Origin of the sequence: Corynebacterium sp. L4757, assembly GCF_043673995.1 — a bacterium.
GTDB lineage: Bacteria > Actinomycetota > Actinomycetes > Mycobacteriales > Mycobacteriaceae > Corynebacterium.
The window spans coordinates 1-17418 of record NZ_JBIMEN010000004.1 but is presented as its reverse complement, the minus strand read 5'-3'; the positions used below and the strand labels follow the sequence as shown (position 1 = coordinate 17418).

The window sequence follows — 17418 nt, the reverse complement described above, 5'->3', positions numbered from 1 at the left end:
AGAATGAGTTAGGCTAGGCTCGCTTAAGTGAAAATATCCAAGTTCGCTTTCCTGATTCCCGCAATCATTGCCGCCGTGACCCTGGCTGGCTGTTCAAGTCCAGCCGAATCCACCAACGATGATCCGCAAGCTTCTAGTGATGTTCGTACCGTCGACACGGTACTCGGTGAAGTGTCAGTACCGACCGAAATTGACTCGATTGTGGTCCTTGAAGGCCGCCGCGATTTGGACATCGTCCTGTCACTCGGACTGCCACTGACTGGCTATCCATATGAGGAAGCTAGCTCCCTTGACTTGGAATCTCCTGTGGCGGATGAATTGGAGGCGGCTAAAGAAGCTGGCGCTGAAGAGCTATTTCTTGCCGATGACATCAATTTGGAAGCCATCGCAACAGCCGAACCGGACCTCATCATCAGCCGTATAGATGATGTCCAGCCGCTGCAGGACGAACTGGAGTCTATTGCACCGGTATTGGCCATTGGCGATCAAAGCACAAGCACTTGGCAGGACGATCTTCGCCTCGTGGCAGGAGCCACCGGAACCGAGGAGCGCGCAGAAGCGTCGATTGGCGAGTACGACGATGAAGTTGCTGAGCTTTCGAAAGAGTATGCGGACGCTCTTGCCGAGAACACTTTCGTACCAATGAGCTACAACGGCGAGAGCCTGGAAACCCGCCCCAACCGCCTACTATCACTAACCCTTCGCGATCTTGGTGCAACTCCATCGACGGCGTTCCAGGATGCAATCGATGGTGAAAAAATTGAGTACAGTCTCGAGCAAACTCTCGGCGGTTTCCAAGATGCCGACGGCATCATCACTTTGGTCAATGACCCGCAGGTTTGGGAAGAGTTCCAAAATGGCGGGCTCTTTAAGCAGCTACCTGCTGTAGCCAATGGCCACGTCATCCGCTCCGATAAACAGACTCATGAGGGCGCCGCCCTCACAGCAATGCACACCCTACGCGTTATCGAGGAACTTCTTGCTACCTTCTAGCCCGGCGTCAATCGGCATTGAGTTCCAAGCACCAGGACCACGTTAATACTTCCAAGACAAACGCCCATCTATAATGCGGACCCCAAAATCCGCATTGCAGGTAGAAGCGATTTACCCCTGCGCCAATGCTGCTGCTTTGCTTTGCTTGACGCAACAAGGATTATCGAGATGGAAAGGATAACGACCGGCGCGCTTATCCAGGAGATCCAAGAATCACCAACAACCAAGCAGGCTACGCCGCCAATGAGAAATGGAATGCTACTGAGCTTCAGCATGCCTGCAGCTGCCTTGTGCCCCGCAACCCACGCTTCTTCGCTGGCCATGGCCTCCACCGTTCGCATGCCAGCTAAATTATTCATTGGCAAAGCACCCTCACCAGACTTTTCCCAATCACCAGCGCACCAACGCCTGCCACCAGCCATGTAACCGCCCTAATTGTTGAATAGACTGTCATTCCACCCTCCGCGCTCTACGTCCAGTACCTTTCTCTCAAAAGCAATTTTACAGATATTCTCCAGGGGGAATTATACAGATCCGGGGGTATCCCTATATAGTTTGTCGACCTAGTGGGTGCGGGTTCAAGCCTGCGCTGCAGTTCTTATTTTCACCCCCACCACGACAAATCTGAGGCCGCAGCTTACTAATTCTTTCCGCAGATCTCTTGCGGATTACAGCTGAGTAGGAACTTCAGGGGCAGGGCACTTTTCAATCTCGAGGGTTTACTGGCCTGCTCAATCCTGCCCAATATTCAGAACTCTGTTCATGTACATCTGCAAGTTTCGGCAGTAACGAGTCGTCGAGCTGACCCCGCTTAAGAAAATCATCTAGAGAAGAGATTGCATCAATCACCGATCTTGGCCCGAACTGCCCCACACCTTTTGCCTTCTGCCTGACGTTATTGGGTGTAGGACCCGCATCAATAATTGAATGATTCCAAAGGCGTCTTCGTTGCGTGCTGCGATTACGCAGACAAACCATGGTACGCACCTGTACGGAAGCGAATACAGTCAGCCCTATCAGCAGCTGAGAGACCTCTGTCTAGAAAAGCTCCAGTTGTGCGTCACACGATAGACTCGGTTTCACATTATGCCCCGATAATTGAAAGGCCCCTTCCATTTGAGCTTCAACGAGAGGCCTGGAAGGGGGTCGATTACCCTCGATTAAATCGAGACTGTATACAAAATCTAGCACTTCCTTCGGTAGGGTCTCCTAGCCCACAAATCGGATGCCCATAACCTGAGGTCCACTCTGGTTGAGGAGCCTAGAATGCGGTCCCAAATTACAATTGGGTATTGGCGCTGAGCAAGTACTCGCGCAGCATATGGAGGCACTTGGCATGATCGTGGTCATGGAGCACGGCTGGATCACCACGCTTTCCGATTCCCACGGGAACCAGTTCAGTGTCATGACGCAGGATAGGACTGCCCCGGTCAATCCAGATATATCCATCTTTGTTGATGATGCACATCAGGCCCATGCCCGTGCACGGACTGCCGGCGTGGACATCGTCCACCCGCTTACTGAGGAGCCCTGGGGCGTCTCGAGGTTCTTTTACTGTGATGATTCAGGCACCGTCATTAATGTAGGAATGCACACTGCATAGTAAATGTGGAGGACTGCTATTTCTCCTGTCGAGAAAGCACTGCCTGGTTAAGATCAGCAAAGGCAAGATCACCGTGGACTGCAGCACCAGTTGCGACACCAGCAGCGGCCGAGGAAACCACCATCGCCATAGCTTGGGCAGCATTTCCAGCCGCTCAGACTCCGTCAATAGGAGTTCTTCCCTGTGGGTCAGTCGGAATCTGCCTGCGAATGGTGTCTCTTCCGCCGCACCACCGAGAGAATCAAAAAGCTCAGTTCGCGCGTTAAACTTCGGCGCGACGACGACCGCGTCGGCATCAAACACCTCACTATTTTCTATCTTTACGCCCTGAACTTGGTTGCCATCCATCACCAATTTCTCTACTGCCCCACGCACGAGTGAAATACTAAGCGCGTCGAGTTGCTCAAGAACCTCAGCGGCTGGCTCGGCAACATCATTCAGGAATACCGTGACATCCTCACTGAGCTGACGGAATAGCACTGCTTGATGTGCAGCTAGTTCCCCGCTGGCGAGCACGGCAATCTTTTGGTCCTTTACTTCCCAGCCGTGACAGAATGGACAGTGCAAGACCGTTGCACCCCAGCCTTCCTGAACTCCTGGGATATCCGGAAGCTCATCAACCAATCCGGTAGCAATAATAATTCTTCGGGCTTGTACCTGCTGACCAGTGCCCTCCAGACTCAAAGTGAAGCCGTCTATTTCGCCATCAATCTGAGCTACTCGGCCTTTGATGAAGTTCACGCCATAAGACTTCGCTTCCGCCCTCCCCTTTTCCAGTAATTCAAGCGGAGAGATGCCCTCATTGCCCAACACATTGTGCGCGGCATCGGCAGGCGCATTGCGGGGATGCCCATCATCAATGACCACGATATTTCGCCGGGAGCGCCCCAGCGCAATAGACGCGGCGAGTCCCGCCGCACCGCCACCGATTACTGCTACATCCATTTTCTTAGTCTCCCTATTATTTGTATCGATTTCAGCACCTCGGCGTCGTGCGACCCAGACGGTCCGCCCCGCACGATAAGCAATATCTGAGTTGCCAGCTTGGATTTCGTCGATTGCGAGATTTAGCGCTTCGGTGTCTTCTGCTGCTCCGCTTTCACGAAGTTGTTCCTGGTGTGAACGCAGCTGGTTGAGCAAATACTTCGCTCCATCGGAGCTCCTGGCGGAAGCAACAAACTCAAGCTCTTGCTTCGTCGCGCTGAAGCCAGCTTCTGCCAATGCAGAGTCCCAATCAGTATCAAAGTCAGCACCGTGACGCACTAGATCCAGTACTCGATTCCCGAGCCCGGCGCGAGAGGTATTGAGGCCTTCCGGTTCAAACCGGGCATCCCCTGGGGTTTCCGTCAGAATGAATACACCGCCGGGGCGAAGTGCATCATGGATTTGTCGCACAACCTCGCCTGAGTTCTGAACGTGGTGGAGCGAGAGCGAAGCCCAAATCGCGTCCACACCGCGCGGTAGATCAGAAGGCCATCCCTTACTAAGGTCTGTGCAATGCAGTTGTACTCTGTCCGCAACATCGGCATGGGCGGCTGCAGCGTCTACCTTCTCCAGGAGCAATTCCGAAAGATCGACAGCGTGAACTCGAGCTTTTGGAAATGCCGCGGCGAGTGCAACAGTACCGGCACCGGAGCCAGAGCCGAGGTCAACAACGGTTGCTGCTGAGCTTTCAAGGGCGGAACTCAAGCCGCTGATCGCGGCGTCCTGAATCGGCGCGCTCAAGCGCGACTCCAAGTCGAGGCGCTCAATAAACCCTTCAGGCAACTGTGTCCATGGGTCAATATCGGAATGTGAATGGCCGTGCGGGTGGCCATGTGCATGATTGTGGTGATGAGGTGTCATGTTCATGACATTAGACCTTCGTCCCGTAGAACGCATATACTCTTGCACATGACGCAAAAAGATACGGAATTGATTGTTCGCCAGCGAATTCGCGGTCTTCGTTTGGCACGCAATTGGAACTTGGAGGCTTTAGCCCGCCGCTGCAAAATCTCACCGTCGACGCTCAGCAGAATCGAGACCGGGCATCAGAAAATCACTCTTGAGCAGCTGGTCACCATCGCGCAAGCGCTCGGAACCTCCCTTGACCAACTAGTTGAGCCGGAGGGCAACGAGGATATTGTAATTCGCCCAGAGCCACAGTCCATCGACGGAATGACGTTTTGGCTACTATCCCGGGAACGAGATAGACGCGGAGTAACCATCGGCAAGATTCGAATTTCCGAAGAACTCTCCGGACGCGAACCTGCTGTACACCCCGGCTATGAATGGTTCACCGTACTCAGCGGCACCGTGAAGCTCACCCTCGGTACGAAGACCATCATGATCACCCCAGGCCAAGCCGTAGAGTTTTCCACCATGACTCCGCATCTCTTAGAAGCTCACCTGGGCCCAGCGGAGATCCTGACCATCATGGATCATGACGGCGAACAAGCGCATCTTCATCCAGGAAATGGCCCAGGACCACGCCAATAATTAAGTAGACTCCGGAGTCATGAATGCAACTCATTGTCCGGAGCCTCTTCCTCCGAAGACATGCGCGGCTTACTGCTGGAATACCTGGATTATTACCGCAATTTGGTCATCAGCAAATTGCGTGGCCTCAGCACCGAGCAATTAACCTACAGTAATGTGCCGACGCAATGGACACCTGCAGGCATGGTCAATCACTTGACCAACGTCGAGCGCCGCTGGTTGGAGTGGGGATTTCTGGGACGTGACGTGGAAGACCCGTGGCGGGATGCGCCCCCGGACGGCGGATGGATTACTCCCAAATTATCCTTCGACGAACTCAAGGACTTACTCCTAGAGACCGGACGGAGCACACGAAGACTCGTCGAGGCACACCAGCTGACTGAATATTCGCAGGTTGGCGGCAAATTCGCCAAGATAGAAGCGGCGCCGCAACTTCACTGGATTTTGCTGCACCTTCTTCAAGAGTATGCCCGCCACGTTGGGCACCTGGATATCTCGCGCGAGTTAATTAACGGTGCTACCGGCGAATACTCTTAATGGCTCAAGAGCTACGGAGAAGGGAAACCCATGCAGAAAATTTATAGTTAGTTTGGCTGCCCAGCATTTTGGTGCCCCTAATGCTGTGTATCGGAAGCCTCACAATGATGAAGCGCTCGCTTGGGGGAATCCGAAAGCAGGATTAATGGTATTGGACGAAGTCCCTGCTACCTTTCCAGAAAGTTCCATACCCGAGTTGTCTGCCAGAATGCTCACGCTTTAAGCCAAAGCTACTCGGGTGGCCACTTATCCCGCTACTCCGTCGCTTCCCCGCCACGATCGGTGACTTTATAGACTTCTCCTTGTTGGTCATAGGTAATCCACTCGCCAACCGGTTCGCCGTGATTGAAGTGTCCAGAGCGTTTGATGGTTCCGTCCACGCGGTACCATTCCCAATAGCCAATGGGGTTACCGTCTTCGACCTTGCCCTTTGACCACCGAGTTTTGCCATTTGCGTGATACTTGATGGTGTACCCATCAATGATTTCGGATTTCTTCTCAGCAGCCATGGCCTGCTTCCCTTTTGCGTTGGTTCATCATTCCTCAAGGAATTCTATAAATGATTCTAAAGGTTGTTGTAATACTCATCAGTCACTGGTTCTAGACCTTCATGCCTGATGTCCTCCCCAGGTGTGGTGAATGTCAAGTGCGAGAACCATGAATCAGCTTTTGCGCCATGCCAATGCTTTACTCCCGCAGGAATCCGGATGGCGGAGCCGGGCTCCAAACTGACGGGCGCTTCGCCCTCAGCTTGGTACCAGCCAGAGCCTGCAGTACACAATAAAATTTGATCACCAGCACCATTGCTACCGTGGTGGATATGCCAATGAATGCGGCATCCTGGCTCAAAGGTCACGTTTTTGACAGGCACTGTGCCATCAGTGAGCGGGGCAAAATAGCTCTTTCCCGTAAAATGCCTACCTAGTTCCTCATCAGGTTCACCAATTGGGAATGCTTGCTCAAAACTGTTCTCATCCACTGAAAATGCTCCTTCGGAAGATTGTCTAAGACCTACCGTATTCAATTATCGAATGCCAAGATGGCAGGGCTTTCACGATAAGCCAAAGTGCTTCCTCGATCTTCTCCGTTAAGGCATTCTTTCTTCTACCATCTGGCAACATCGTTTCGCAGCGGAACCACTAGATCATCAACGCCCTCAAGTTCTTGCCCGGCAGCAAGCAGCGCTAATCCAAAATCGGTTTGCGCACAGCCCTAGTCAGGATGTCGCAGACTTTAGCTTCCATTGAACGGCCATTCTCTTTCGCCAGTGCCGCTAACTTCTTTTTAATGGCATCATCCAGACGGCGAATAATAATCGGCCCCCATGGCCACCTCCGAGGACAATTATGTATTCATCATTGCTGAGAATTGCTGAAGTGTCGAGGTCTTCAACGGAGTAAATAAATGCCACATATGCACACTAGGAATTACCATGTGTGATCGAATACGAGCGAGCCATAAGCGCAGTCGCCCTGCCCCACTCGCTGTCTTGGGACCGTGTTTGATGAGCGTGGAAAGAAGCCTGGTCGGTGAATCTTTCACTCACTTTCCACACCAGCGGATCCGAAGTCTGCTTCACCGAGAAATGCTCACAGCCTGGTTCATCACGTGTGAGATTCTCGTGTTTGGAAAGATGTCGCCGGACAATTCGCAACTCCTCGTCATTGGCGCAAGTCAGTAGTCCGGTTAGGTGAACGTTGTGCATCGGCAAGCTCATGCTCGCTTTGCCCGGAATTGGAATTGGTTCATGTCTGTGACTCTATACACTTTCTAACCCTCGAGGATGTCTTTTGGGATTCCACGAGGCACACGGCTATATCGCTCCTGGAATTCTTCAGAGTACGCACGAACAGCTGTGGGCAGAGTCGCGAAAATATAGTCCTCGCCCACATCCCTAATAAACCGCGTGGGAGCTAGGCTGCGGTGCAAATCTTGTTTAACCCTGGCCATAGCGAATCTAATTCCGCGGCTTTCCAATTCTTCGCGTAGTTCCTTCAGCACGTCCACTGCCGTGAGGTCCACTTCTGTGTTGGCCTCAGCGTTGAGGAGAAACCACCGCACCGGCTGCGGTGCATCCTCGACAGCCTGCAACGCACGCGAAGAGAAATCATCTGCGTTGGCAAAGAATAATGGCGAGTCATAACGAAATGCCACGAGGCCTTCCACGACATCCGAATCCGGATAATCATCCAGGCTATGCATGCCTGCAATCCCCGGCGCGTACCCCAAGACATCTGCATATGGGCTGGTAATGCGCCGAATCAAATCTAAGATCGATAATACGATGGCTACGCTAATTCCAACGAGCACACCGAAGAAAATAACCGCCAGCGCAGTGACCGCGGTGATGATGAGCTCGCTTTTGCGGAAGCGGGCAATGCGCTTCAACTCCGCGATATCGATAAGTTGCGTTGCGGCATAAATGACCAAAGCACCGAGTGCTGCATCGGGGAAAAACTTTAAGACTGGGCCGGCAAAGAGCAATACCAAGATGACTAAAACTATAACGACGAGCGAATGTAGCTGTGTCTTCGCTCCCGAAGTATTCCCGAGCACCGTACGTGATCCGCTCGAGGACACCGGGAAGCCCTGAAGGAAGCCATTAGCCACATTCGCGGTGCCCAAAGCAAGAAGTTCTTGGTTCGAGTCAATCTTGTCATCTTTGCCGGAAGCAAATGCTCGCGCAGTCAGAATATTATCGGAAAAGCCCACTATCGCAATGCCCACGGCATAAGGCAGCAGGGCCCAAAACTCGACATCGCTAAAGTCGGGAATACGCGGTGCAGGAAGCCCACGCGGAATGTCACCAATAACCTCAAGCCCCCACCGGTCCAGGCCGAAGATAGCCACGGCTCCTGCCGCAACCAAAAGCGCGATCATTGGCGAAGGAAATTTCGGAAAGAGCCAGCGGGCAACGTATAAGAAAACTAGGACAGCAAGAGCTAGCAGCACCGTAGGAACATGCATGTGATTGATGTTTTGGGTGAATGACCAAACCTCTTGCCAGACTTCATCCCCCTCCACCTCAACTTTGGTCACTTTGGATAATTGACTGATTATCATCAATACCGCAATGCCAATCAGATATCCGATCAGTACCGGGCGTGACAGCAGGCGGGTTACGAAACCCAGGCGAGCGATAAAAGCAAAAATACAGACGACGCCCACGCCTAACGCTAAAAGCGCCGCGACCTCGGAATATTGTTCCGGCCCGCCAGCCGCGCCGACTAGGGCGCCCACGCCAGCTGCCGTCATGAGCGAGGTCGTCGTTTCCGGCCCAATCGACATCTTCCGCGAGGTCCCGAACACGAAGTAGAGCGCTAATGGCGCAATCGATGCCCACAACCCCACAACCGGTGGCAGCCCAACAATAATTGCAAAAGCCATGACCTGCGGCACCAAATATGCCGCCACCGTCACCCCGGCAACGATGTCGCCTTTCAGCCAGGCCTTCTCATAGTTGCGCATTGCAACTACCCCGGGCACAAGCCGCTGCCACAACGGCGCTTCCGGACGAATATTGTGAACTGACATACATTAACGTTACTCGGAAAAGCACCAAGTATTGCGCATTTTCATCAGACAGGTTTCACTGAATCTGTGAAGAACTCGAGTGCGTGCTTCAGCAGCATCCGAGGACCTACAGGAACTTATCATTCTTCGGTAGTATCCGGCATGTCGCCAGACGGCATATCGCCGGACGGCATCTCGCCTTCACCCGGACCGCCTGCAGGCATGTCGCCAGACGGCATTCCTCCACCCATGCCGCCGGTGGCTTCTTGTTGCTCGACACTGTTGGCGTAGTCATTGGTCGGGTCGCGGTAAATGGAGTGAACGTGGCCCCATCCAGAGGTGGTCACACCCTCAACGTCGGCGCCCGCAGAACCGTTTTGTGCCTGGAACGCGACGTATACGTTAGGTCCTGAGATTGAGAAGAAAATACCATCACCACTGCTCATGTCATAGGTTGTTTCACCCGACCACGCGAGGACCGTGTCATCGAGAGTTGCTTCGATTTCGGCAAGGTTCGCTTCATTGGTCTCTTCATCAGCCATGCCAGCCCAGTTTGCGATGAGCTCTAGCAGAAGCTCTTTTTGTTCATCGTTAAGCGCTGCTCCTGTCAGACCCTCGCCCGAGCTGTAGTCGCAGGTATCGCCCGGCGCGCACATGGTGACGTCGCCCGAAGTTAGAGTTTCTTGCTGTTCAGCACTGAGGCTGTCATAGAAGGCGAAGGCGCCAGTGTAGATGCCATCGAATGGCTGTACTTCCGCACCATTTTCATTGATGTACACCGCTGGCTGAACGCCCAGGTGGGTTGGGGCGAAGGTGATGGCGTTTTCCGCACCATTGAGGTCAGCGTTAATACCAACGTGGTGCCCACCGAATTGGACTGCGTAGGCATCAGTAGTGGAGGCATCGCCGAAGAAGGCGATATAGTACTGACCCAGAGAATCTTCCGTGGTGCTGCTGTTGTCCAGCAGGTACTGATCGCCTTCCATGATTCCGACCAAGGTTGAGTAGGATTCTTCGCACAACAGCGACTCCATTACGTCCAAGGCAGCTGCTTGCTGCCCTTCTGTCAGGTCAGCCAGATTCAAGCCAGCGCGGTCCACGAAGGTGACCGGGAAGTTAGACCAGGAAGTGGACTTCGTTTCATCGTCATAGTCGTACATGACGGTTTCGCGTTGTTCATCGGAAAGCGTGGCTAGGAATGTCTCGATGGCTGCGGTGGTGTCCGTAATCGTCTGCTCAGTTGACGAGGAATCCTCGGTGGTGCTCGAGTCAATTGCGGACGCAACAGTGGTTCCGGTTGCAGATGCCACCGTGTTGCCTGCCGATGCAGAGTCTGCAGTGGTCGAGCATCCAGAAAGAGTCAATCCAGCAGCGACAGTCAGGGCTGCCGCTTGGAGGGGCAGGCGCTGCCAACGGCTGCGCGGGGTCTTGGTTTGAGTATGTGATGTCTTAGGCATGAGCTATAGCCTAAAGCGTGACATTTAGAAGAACGTGGAAGTAAATGTGAAGGTAGAAGGGAAATTCCTCTCAAGATCATGCGCTCTAATCCGCAGAAATCCGGGAGTTGACTGAATGAATCCTGTGAGACTTTCCCTGGATTGGATTAGTCTTCGGGGCGTCCATCTTCTTCTCCAGCGAGGACCGTGAGTTCTTGAATCCGTGGTTTCCATAACGCAGCGCGGTTCGCAGTGAGTTCTTTGAGATGCGGCGAGGTTAGCTCATCAAGTGCACGGATATAGTCCGGTACTATCTCGCGCGGCAGGCGCAGCCCCATAGTCAGGTGCGGAATCCAGCGCTTACCGCGGCCGTCAGGATTAATCCCGCTAAGCTCACGCGCGACGGCTTCAAGCTCTTCAGTGGTTTCCAGCAGCCACGCAACAGTTTGTTTCCGCTTGACCCCGAACACGATTGTGCCGACTCGCTGAAACTGCGCTGGTATCACCGCTGGAAGCAGTTCAGCTGCGCGTCTGCTGACGTGTTCTTTCATCTCAGGCGCGAAGGTGAGGGTGATGTGCGGAGTTTGGTTCTGTAGTGGAAACCCGCGCTTCGCAAGCTGCGCGAAGATATCGCGTACTTGCTGTTCTTGGTCATCCGGCAGGTGCAGCAGGATATTGTCAGGTGATGCCATCGAGAACTAGCCTAGTACGGCAACTTTCTTAGAGCCCATCACGACTATTGCCCCACCCTGAAGCTTTTCGCCGCGCGACGTAGAGTATGCGCCACGGCTAACGCGGTGAGCGCGGAAGTTTTGGGATTAACCGGGCTCGGCGCAGATTGGCTGCCGAGGGTGAAAGTACCCGCGGTGCCCGATACTTCAATGCCATGACGACTTTCTGTCGCTTGTGGGTCTGCCACAAGTTCAACCTGCACGCGCTCAAGGGAGTTCTGCAGTAATTCATCATCACTGCCGCCGCGTCCCCGTGTTGCCCAGGCAAGCGCCACCGCAACGTTGACATTGCTCGGGAATTTCTTGATAGCATCACTCGGCTGACCTTTAAACAGCACAAATGGTTCCACCGCAGCATTGAGCTCTGCTCGTTCTTCCTCAGACATCCAATCTTGGACGAGGGCTTTAGCGTTCTTGCTGGTACGGATTTTTACAGTGTCTATCGCATCGGCCTCCGCAACCGCCGCAAAAAGATCGAAACCACCGATAGCTCCCGAGGTCACGTGCACTCTCCCAGGACCTGCAAGCAGTGTTTGCCTCGCGCTCGGATCAGCCAGCGCACCCACCGATGTGAGCACGAGGCCTTTTCCTTGAAAGATAACCGCCGGTCCGAGTTCCTTCGCTGCAGAAACCCCTGCTACTTCAACCACGATGTCGCTGTCTGCGATGAGCTTAGGAAGTTGCTTGTCATATAACTCCACTCCCAAAGTCCCACGCTTGATATGCGGGTTAACGTCACGGACGAACGCTTTGACATCAAATTCACCCTGGTCGAATAGCGTGACCAGCTGGCGGCCAATCGCGCCAAAACCAATCAGAAGCACTCGTGGAGCAGACACCGTCATCACAACCTCCCAAGGTCTCAACTAAATGACATTTCCCAGTCTAACGACCGACCTAATCCTTCTTCTTTGGCTTCTTCCTTTTCGGTTCTTCAGCGTCGGGAAAAATACTGCGAGTTTCAGAACGCTCATAATGCCGAGGTAAATAGTCTGTGACATAGATTTTTGGCAGCGTCTTAGCAATCGCAAGGACCACATAAATGGTGGTGTTAATCGCGACAAATGCAGCAAGTGCTGCAAACCAATCGGTCTGAAGAATTTCTTCTGAAAAAGATCATGAGCATTCCTCATTATTAGTCTCTGCAACTTGCATTGTTTTGGCGTCATTCTCTCCCCATTGAGCTTGCTTGGCCAATAGGATATCTAGAACCCCCTTGAGAAATACCAAGTTTAAGAAGCTGGCGAAGATAAGTTCCGGGATCAATAACGCAGCAACAAACCGGGCAAACCACGTGGACTTCCACACCGTGACCACGCGTTCAATCATGAAAAGTAGCCCCAAAAGCATCCAGAATGGATACCAGATCCACTGCTCCCGGGCTAGGAACGTAATGATAATCACGGCGAAATAGGAGGACAGGGCTAAGGCACCATAGCCAATTCCCAACTGTTGGAACCAATACCGCGTCGTTTGCGGCGTGACTCCATAAGCCCCAAGATTCTCAAGCGCTCCGCGTTGCCAACGCAGTCTTTGATGCCACAGCTCTCTCCACGTCGGCATGACTTCTGTGACTACGGAGCATTCATTTGGTGACACCATGAGACCACCTAGAGATTTCAATGCCAGGGTCAACTCATTATCTTCAGTCAGCGCCGCCGTGTCATAGACATCGCCCTTGCGTCCGGGGATTAACGTCCCGCGCGATTCCGCCACCGTTCGAAGACCACGTGGCCGAAATGCCGACGCAGTTCCGGTCAGGACGAACACACGTCCACGACGTCGATGGATGTCACGGCTATAACGGGTGTATTCATTACGCTGGTACTGGCCAAGCCACCCGGAACCTGATTCACCGTAGAACAGCCCGCCTACCGCCATCAGAGCACGATCAGCTTCGAAGCGGCGTCGCGCTTCCTTGAGGAATCCTTGGTCAAGTGCGGTATCTGCGTCAACGATCATGACAATGTCATTTTCGCCCATGGCTGGAAGCAGTCGGCCTAAAGCCTGATTGAGTCCTCCGGCCTTTTTAAACTTATTGTTGACGGTCTCAAAGACTTCCACTCCCTCAGCACGAGCCAATTCTGGAGTTTCATCGGTGCAATTGTCAGCTACGACGATGATTCGCTCTGGGGGCTCATGTTGCGATTTCAATGCCTGAATTGTTCCGGTAATTCGCTCCGCTTCATTATGCGCTGGAACGAATACGGTGATCGTAATCGGTCCATGAAATACTCCACGGGTATCCGCCATCACGATTTTTGGCGCTAATGGCAAGCCTTCACCATCTATCGAGCGCCGGTAACGATTAGTGACGGTTCGCTCGACCGTGGCAGCAATGAAGACAAAGATGAGTGCAACTATGAGTGCTGCAACTAGCACGCGTAGGGGCGGAATATAGTCGTCGTACAGTACTTTCCACCTATCAAGGACTTCAGTCTCTTGTGCGCCCGGTGATGTCGGATCGGACAGGGTAACAGCAAGCCAGAGTAGTAGAATACCCATTCCAGCGATGCCGAGGACACCGATACCGATGACTCTTGCAATTGGAAAACTCTTCTTTCCCATTTTCTTCCTACTCCCAGGTAGCGGTGTCGTTGGTCTCGAGATAAGTAGCTATGAATTCATCAACCGGGATGGACTTGCCAATATAGAACCCCTGGGCGTACGTCGCACCGCATTCGCGCACTGCCTCAAAAATTTCCTTGCTTGAGACATACTCAGCGATAGTTTCCATCTCTTGTTCCTTGGCGAGCTGAATAATGGACTCTACGATGCTGCGGTCCACTCGGTTGTCAACCATGCCTTCGACGAACTCACCCGCAATCTTCAGCACGCTAAAGTCGAGCATCTTCAGATATCTATAGGGCTCATGTCCTGCACCAAAATCATCGATTGCGATGTGAAAGCCAAATTCTTCGAGCATCTGCGCAAATCTCTTAGCAGCGAGGACATCCTCGATAGGAGCTGTCTCAGTAATCTCAATCCCAATTGCTCCCCGTGGCACATCCCGTGCTTCCAATTCAGCCCTAAGCTCCTGACAGGCCTCATCTGAACTCAGCGACTGTGCGGACAAATTCAATGCAAGCCTGAAACTCGGGCTCGCAGCACGCAGCTTCTCAATGAGCCCTAAGCCCATGCGCATTACCGCAAGGTCAAGTTTTGGACCTAGTCCGGCTTTCTCAACGGCCTGAACGAACTGCCCGGTCGGCACATCAGCACCGTTCAAGTTGATTCGGAGCAGCCCCTCCGCTGCGTCAATGCGCCCTGTTCTAAGTTCAAGAACCGGCTGTAATTCAATGCGAATCGCATCTGATTCTAAGATTTCTGGAAGTGCCTCAACAGAGAAAGCGGGCTTTTCTGATTGGACAATTGTGTTTTCAGTTTTGTGCACGGCAATGCGATTTCGCCCCGCATGTTTGGCATCGTAAAGCAACTGATCCGCAAGAATAAATGGATGTATCCCTTGGGCGCGAGCATCCGAAAATAGAGTGACTCCGATACTCACTGACACCCGGGATAATACTTTCCCTCTATTCTCAAAGTGCTGATTAACCTTCTCGATAATTCGCGTGGCTATGGCTTCCGCGCCAGCTCGGTCTGTATCCGGCAGAACAATAACGAATTCATCGCCGCCGATACGCCCAACGATGTCGGAGTCTCTAACACTGTCATTGAGAATTTCTCCGAATTCGATGAGCACGCGGTCTCCAGCCTGATGCCCAAGCGCATCATTGACTTCCTTGAAATAATCAAGATCCAAAAGCAACAGTGCGCTATCCCGAGTCTCACGTTCATTTTCAAGGACTATCTCATCGATCTCTGACTCTAGGAGCCTACGATTCACCAGTCCCGTCAGCGAATCATGACCAGCTAAATGCTCCACGAGCTCGATAAGTTATTGCCGCTCGGTTACATCCACAGCATTCATAAGCAGTGTTCCGAGTTTGCCTTCATCATTACCCATCGAGCTAAAAGGCATTGCAACGCTCTTATGCTGTCCTTTCACCGTCTCTATCGACCGGTCCAAATGAACTACCGCTTCCGGTTCTAAGAGTGCAGGTGTTACCGCATCAATAGTCCCCTTCTCGACGCCGAGGTCTTCCAATTTTCGGCCTAATAGTCGAATGGGAGTTGTCCCCACTAATTCACCAAAGGATCGATTCGCCATGACGATTTCTCCCGTCGGCTCCAGCATCGCAATACCTTGAGGAGCATGTTCAAAGAGCAACCGTGATTCTTCATAAGCAAGCTTCAACTGCTGCATCGTGAGGTACTCATTCGTACTATCGTGCCAAATCACGAGCGCGTGGCCTGGTTCAGCTTCTCCACGAAGATACATCGGCGATGCACTAATCTTGAAAATTCGACGAGCCGAATCAGGATCTTCATTCGGTATTTCACCTAGTCGGGCTAACACCCTTTCGACTCGCTGACCGCGCAGAGCCAAACTGCTCGGGCGGTCCTCCTCTTTAATGGGTTCACCGCGGATATCTTGTAGTTTCCACATGGAATATTGCCCATCCGAGGTTGGTTTGACGAGCTTTTCGCATCCTCGTTGACAGGAAATGCTCTTCCTGCTTGGTTTACGATGAGTAGCGCATCAGGCAGGGTCCTTGCTAGAACCTCTAATTCTTCAACCAGTGCCGAGGTTTGCTGGATGGTCGTGGACACAACCAGGAGAGTGTCTAATGGTTTGTGTGTGAGGGGTTTCCCTTACATGAAGGAGATAAACCATAATGGATTCTGTGGCGAAACGAGACCCGGAAGATTCCGCGAAGATCAAAGCAATCGAGCAAAAGCTGCTGGCGAACCCGGAGATAGCCAAGCTTATTGACGAGCTCGGCTCAACAGCAACGGATGCTAATGATTTAGTGCGTGGCTTGTTGCAGGCCTCGGTCACTCGCGGCCTGGAAGCGGAAATGGATGCTCACCTGGGGTATTCCAAAGGCGATCGTGAGGCTAAAGCGGCCGGTGGCGGCGATAATTACCGCAATGGTTCCTATGTCAAAAAGGTTGATTCGAACTATGGTCCGGTTGATGTCACTGTGCCTAGGGATCGTGAAGGCACGTTTTTGCCTACTATGGTGCCGAAAGGCTCTCGGCGGCTGACTGATGTTGATGACATGATCATCAGTTTGTATGCCGGGGGTATGACCGTTCGTGATATTCAGCATCATATGGCCACAGCCATGAAAGTTGATATCTCCCATGAGACAGTTTCAGCAGTCACGGATGCTGTCTTAGATGAGGTCATGATGTGGCAGAACCGGCAGTTAGACGAGTTCTACCCGGTGATATTTCTTGATGCGCTACGAATTAAAGTCCGTGACGGTGGGCGCGTGGTCAATAAGTCCGCGTATTTGGCCATCGGGGTGGATATGGACGGTATCAAACACATCCTGGGCATCTGGTTGGCGAAAGAAGAAGGCGCATCCTTTTGGGCACATGTATGCGCAAACTTAGCTAGCCGCGGTATCCAGGACGTGTTCATCGTCTGCTGCGATGGTTTGAAGGGTTTGCCGGAAGCTGTCGAAGCGACCTGGCCGGATTCGATGGTGCAGACCTGTGTCGTGCACCTGATTCGGGCTGCGAATCGGTGGGTGGCTTATGGCGACCGTAAGGCGGTATCTGCGGCATTAAAGAAGGTCTACACTGCCCCAGATGAGTCAACCGCGCGCGCAGCGTTGGATGAATTCGCCGAATCAGAATTGGGCCAGAAATATCCGCAATCAGTGAAAGTCTGGTCCGATGCGTGGGAGCGGTTCGTGCCGTTTCTGCAGTTCCCACCCATGGCCAGAAAGGTCATCTATACGACTAATTCCATTGAGTCGATGAATAACGAGCTGCGTAAAGCCACTCGCAACCGCGTGCAGTTTACCAATGATGATTCCGCGATTAAGACGCTGTGGTTGATGATCTGCAATATCGAAGATAAACGCGCGGCCAAACGAGCTAAAGAAGGTCGAAAAGCCGCCGCGACCAGCGGAAGACTCATCGAAGGCAGGAAAGTCACCAACTGGAAACAAGCCATCAACCAAATGGCCGTGGCCTATCCCGAACGCTTTACGAACTACCTATAAACACTCAGACCGAAAGCCCCACACACAAAATACTTGACACGCTC

18 protein-coding genes are annotated in these 17418 nt (G+C 52.7%); 5 read left to right on the top strand and 13 right to left on the bottom strand.

Translation table 11 applies throughout. From position 1 onward, the window contains the following. The first annotated feature begins 27 nt into the window (after nucleotides 1-27). Nucleotides 28-993, top strand: coding sequence for an ABC transporter substrate-binding protein (locus tag ACG98I_RS06255; RefSeq protein WP_394719564.1), 966 nt, complete (start codon nucleotides 28-30; stop codon nucleotides 991-993). Nucleotides 994-1061: 68 nt separating this feature from the next. Here the strand turns inward: ACG98I_RS06255 and ACG98I_RS06250 are convergent, their stop codons facing one another. Next, complete coding sequence (locus ACG98I_RS06250; protein ID WP_394719565.1) at nucleotides 1062-1352, bottom strand: SdpI family protein; 291 nt, start codon at nucleotides 1350-1352, stop codon at nucleotides 1062-1064. 926 nt (nucleotides 1353-2278) lie between these two features. Here ACG98I_RS06250 and ACG98I_RS06245 point away from each other — a divergent pair. Continuing rightward, nucleotides 2279-2596 carry a VOC family protein gene (locus tag ACG98I_RS06245; RefSeq protein ID WP_394719566.1) on the top strand — a complete coding sequence of 106 codons (318 nt, stop codon included), beginning with the start codon at nucleotides 2279-2281 and terminating at the stop codon, nucleotides 2594-2596. On the opposite strand, the gene ACG98I_RS06240 is transcribed toward ACG98I_RS06245, so the two are convergent. Continuing rightward, nucleotides 2558-4447 (bottom strand): FAD-dependent oxidoreductase, encoded by a 1890-nt coding sequence (locus ACG98I_RS06240; protein ID WP_394719567.1) that lies wholly within the window; start codon nucleotides 4445-4447, stop codon nucleotides 2558-2560. The two genes, ACG98I_RS06245 and ACG98I_RS06240, sit on opposite strands and share 39 nt — an antisense overlap. A 42-nt stretch (nucleotides 4448-4489) precedes the next feature. Here ACG98I_RS06240 and ACG98I_RS06235 point away from each other — a divergent pair, with 42 nt between their 5' ends. Then, the gene (locus tag ACG98I_RS06235; RefSeq protein ID WP_394719568.1) at nucleotides 4490-5074 is read left to right on the top strand and encodes a helix-turn-helix domain-containing protein; all 585 of its coding nucleotides are present in this window, start codon (nucleotides 4490-4492) and stop codon (nucleotides 5072-5074) included. A gap of 60 nt (nucleotides 5075-5134) precedes the next feature. Next, entirely contained in the window at nucleotides 5135-5611 is a 477-nt protein-coding gene (locus ACG98I_RS06230) for a DinB family protein (RefSeq protein WP_394719569.1), read from the top strand. Between the two features lie 254 nt (nucleotides 5612-5865). On the opposite strand, the gene ACG98I_RS06225 is transcribed toward ACG98I_RS06230, so the two are convergent. The 11 genes from ACG98I_RS06225 to ACG98I_RS06175 form a co-directional block, all read right to left on the bottom strand. After that, a complete protein-coding gene (locus ACG98I_RS06225) occupies nucleotides 5866-6120 on the bottom strand; it encodes a hypothetical protein (RefSeq protein WP_394719570.1) in 255 nt (84 codons plus the stop codon). 56 nt (nucleotides 6121-6176) lie between these two features. Continuing rightward, nucleotides 6177-6590, bottom strand: a complete 414-nt coding sequence (locus ACG98I_RS06220) for a cupin domain-containing protein (protein WP_394719571.1) — start codon at nucleotides 6588-6590, stop codon at nucleotides 6177-6179. Nucleotides 6591-6795: 205 nt separating this feature from the next. After that, the gene (locus ACG98I_RS06215) at nucleotides 6796-6921 is read right to left on the bottom strand and encodes a hypothetical protein (protein WP_394732550.1); all 126 of its coding nucleotides are present in this window, start codon (nucleotides 6919-6921) and stop codon (nucleotides 6796-6798) included. A gap of 110 nt (nucleotides 6922-7031) precedes the next feature. Further along, on the bottom strand, nucleotides 7032-7316 hold the full coding sequence (locus ACG98I_RS06210; protein ID WP_394732549.1) for a putative quinol monooxygenase: 285 nt from the start codon (nucleotides 7314-7316) through the stop codon (nucleotides 7032-7034). Nucleotides 7317-7381: 65 nt separating this feature from the next. Continuing rightward, nucleotides 7382-9079 (bottom strand): SulP family inorganic anion transporter, encoded by a 1698-nt coding sequence (locus ACG98I_RS06205; protein ID WP_394719591.1) that lies wholly within the window; start codon nucleotides 9077-9079, stop codon nucleotides 7382-7384. 185 nt (nucleotides 9080-9264) lie between these two features. Next, the gene (locus ACG98I_RS06200; protein WP_394719573.1) at nucleotides 9265-10581 is read right to left on the bottom strand and encodes a DUF3500 domain-containing protein; all 1317 of its coding nucleotides are present in this window, start codon (nucleotides 10579-10581) and stop codon (nucleotides 9265-9267) included. A gap of 146 nt (nucleotides 10582-10727) precedes the next feature. Continuing rightward, a complete protein-coding gene (locus ACG98I_RS06195) occupies nucleotides 10728-11252 on the bottom strand; it encodes a 2'-5' RNA ligase family protein (RefSeq protein ID WP_394719574.1) in 525 nt (174 codons plus the stop codon). A 44-nt stretch (nucleotides 11253-11296) separates the two neighbouring features. After that, nucleotides 11297-12136, bottom strand: a complete 840-nt coding sequence (locus ACG98I_RS06190) for an aspartate dehydrogenase domain-containing protein (RefSeq protein WP_394719575.1) — start codon at nucleotides 12134-12136, stop codon at nucleotides 11297-11299. Between the two features lie 271 nt (nucleotides 12137-12407). After that, nucleotides 12408-13859 carry a glycosyltransferase family 2 protein gene (locus tag ACG98I_RS06185; RefSeq protein ID WP_394719576.1) on the bottom strand — a complete coding sequence of 484 codons (1452 nt, stop codon included), beginning with the start codon at nucleotides 13857-13859 and terminating at the stop codon, nucleotides 12408-12410. A gap of 7 nt (nucleotides 13860-13866) precedes the next feature. Next, a complete protein-coding gene (locus ACG98I_RS06180) occupies nucleotides 13867-15177 on the bottom strand; it encodes a putative bifunctional diguanylate cyclase/phosphodiesterase (RefSeq protein WP_394719577.1) in 1311 nt (436 codons plus the stop codon). A gap of 12 nt (nucleotides 15178-15189) precedes the next feature. Next, nucleotides 15190-15801, bottom strand: a complete 612-nt coding sequence (locus ACG98I_RS06175) for a PAS domain-containing protein (RefSeq protein WP_394719579.1) — start codon at nucleotides 15799-15801, stop codon at nucleotides 15190-15192. A 229-nt stretch (nucleotides 15802-16030) separates the two neighbouring features. Between ACG98I_RS06175 and ACG98I_RS06170 the strand changes: the two genes are divergently transcribed. Beyond that, complete coding sequence (locus ACG98I_RS06170) at nucleotides 16031-17374, top strand: IS256 family transposase (protein WP_394719581.1); 1344 nt, start codon at nucleotides 16031-16033, stop codon at nucleotides 17372-17374. Nucleotides 17375-17418: the final 44 nt, after the last annotated feature.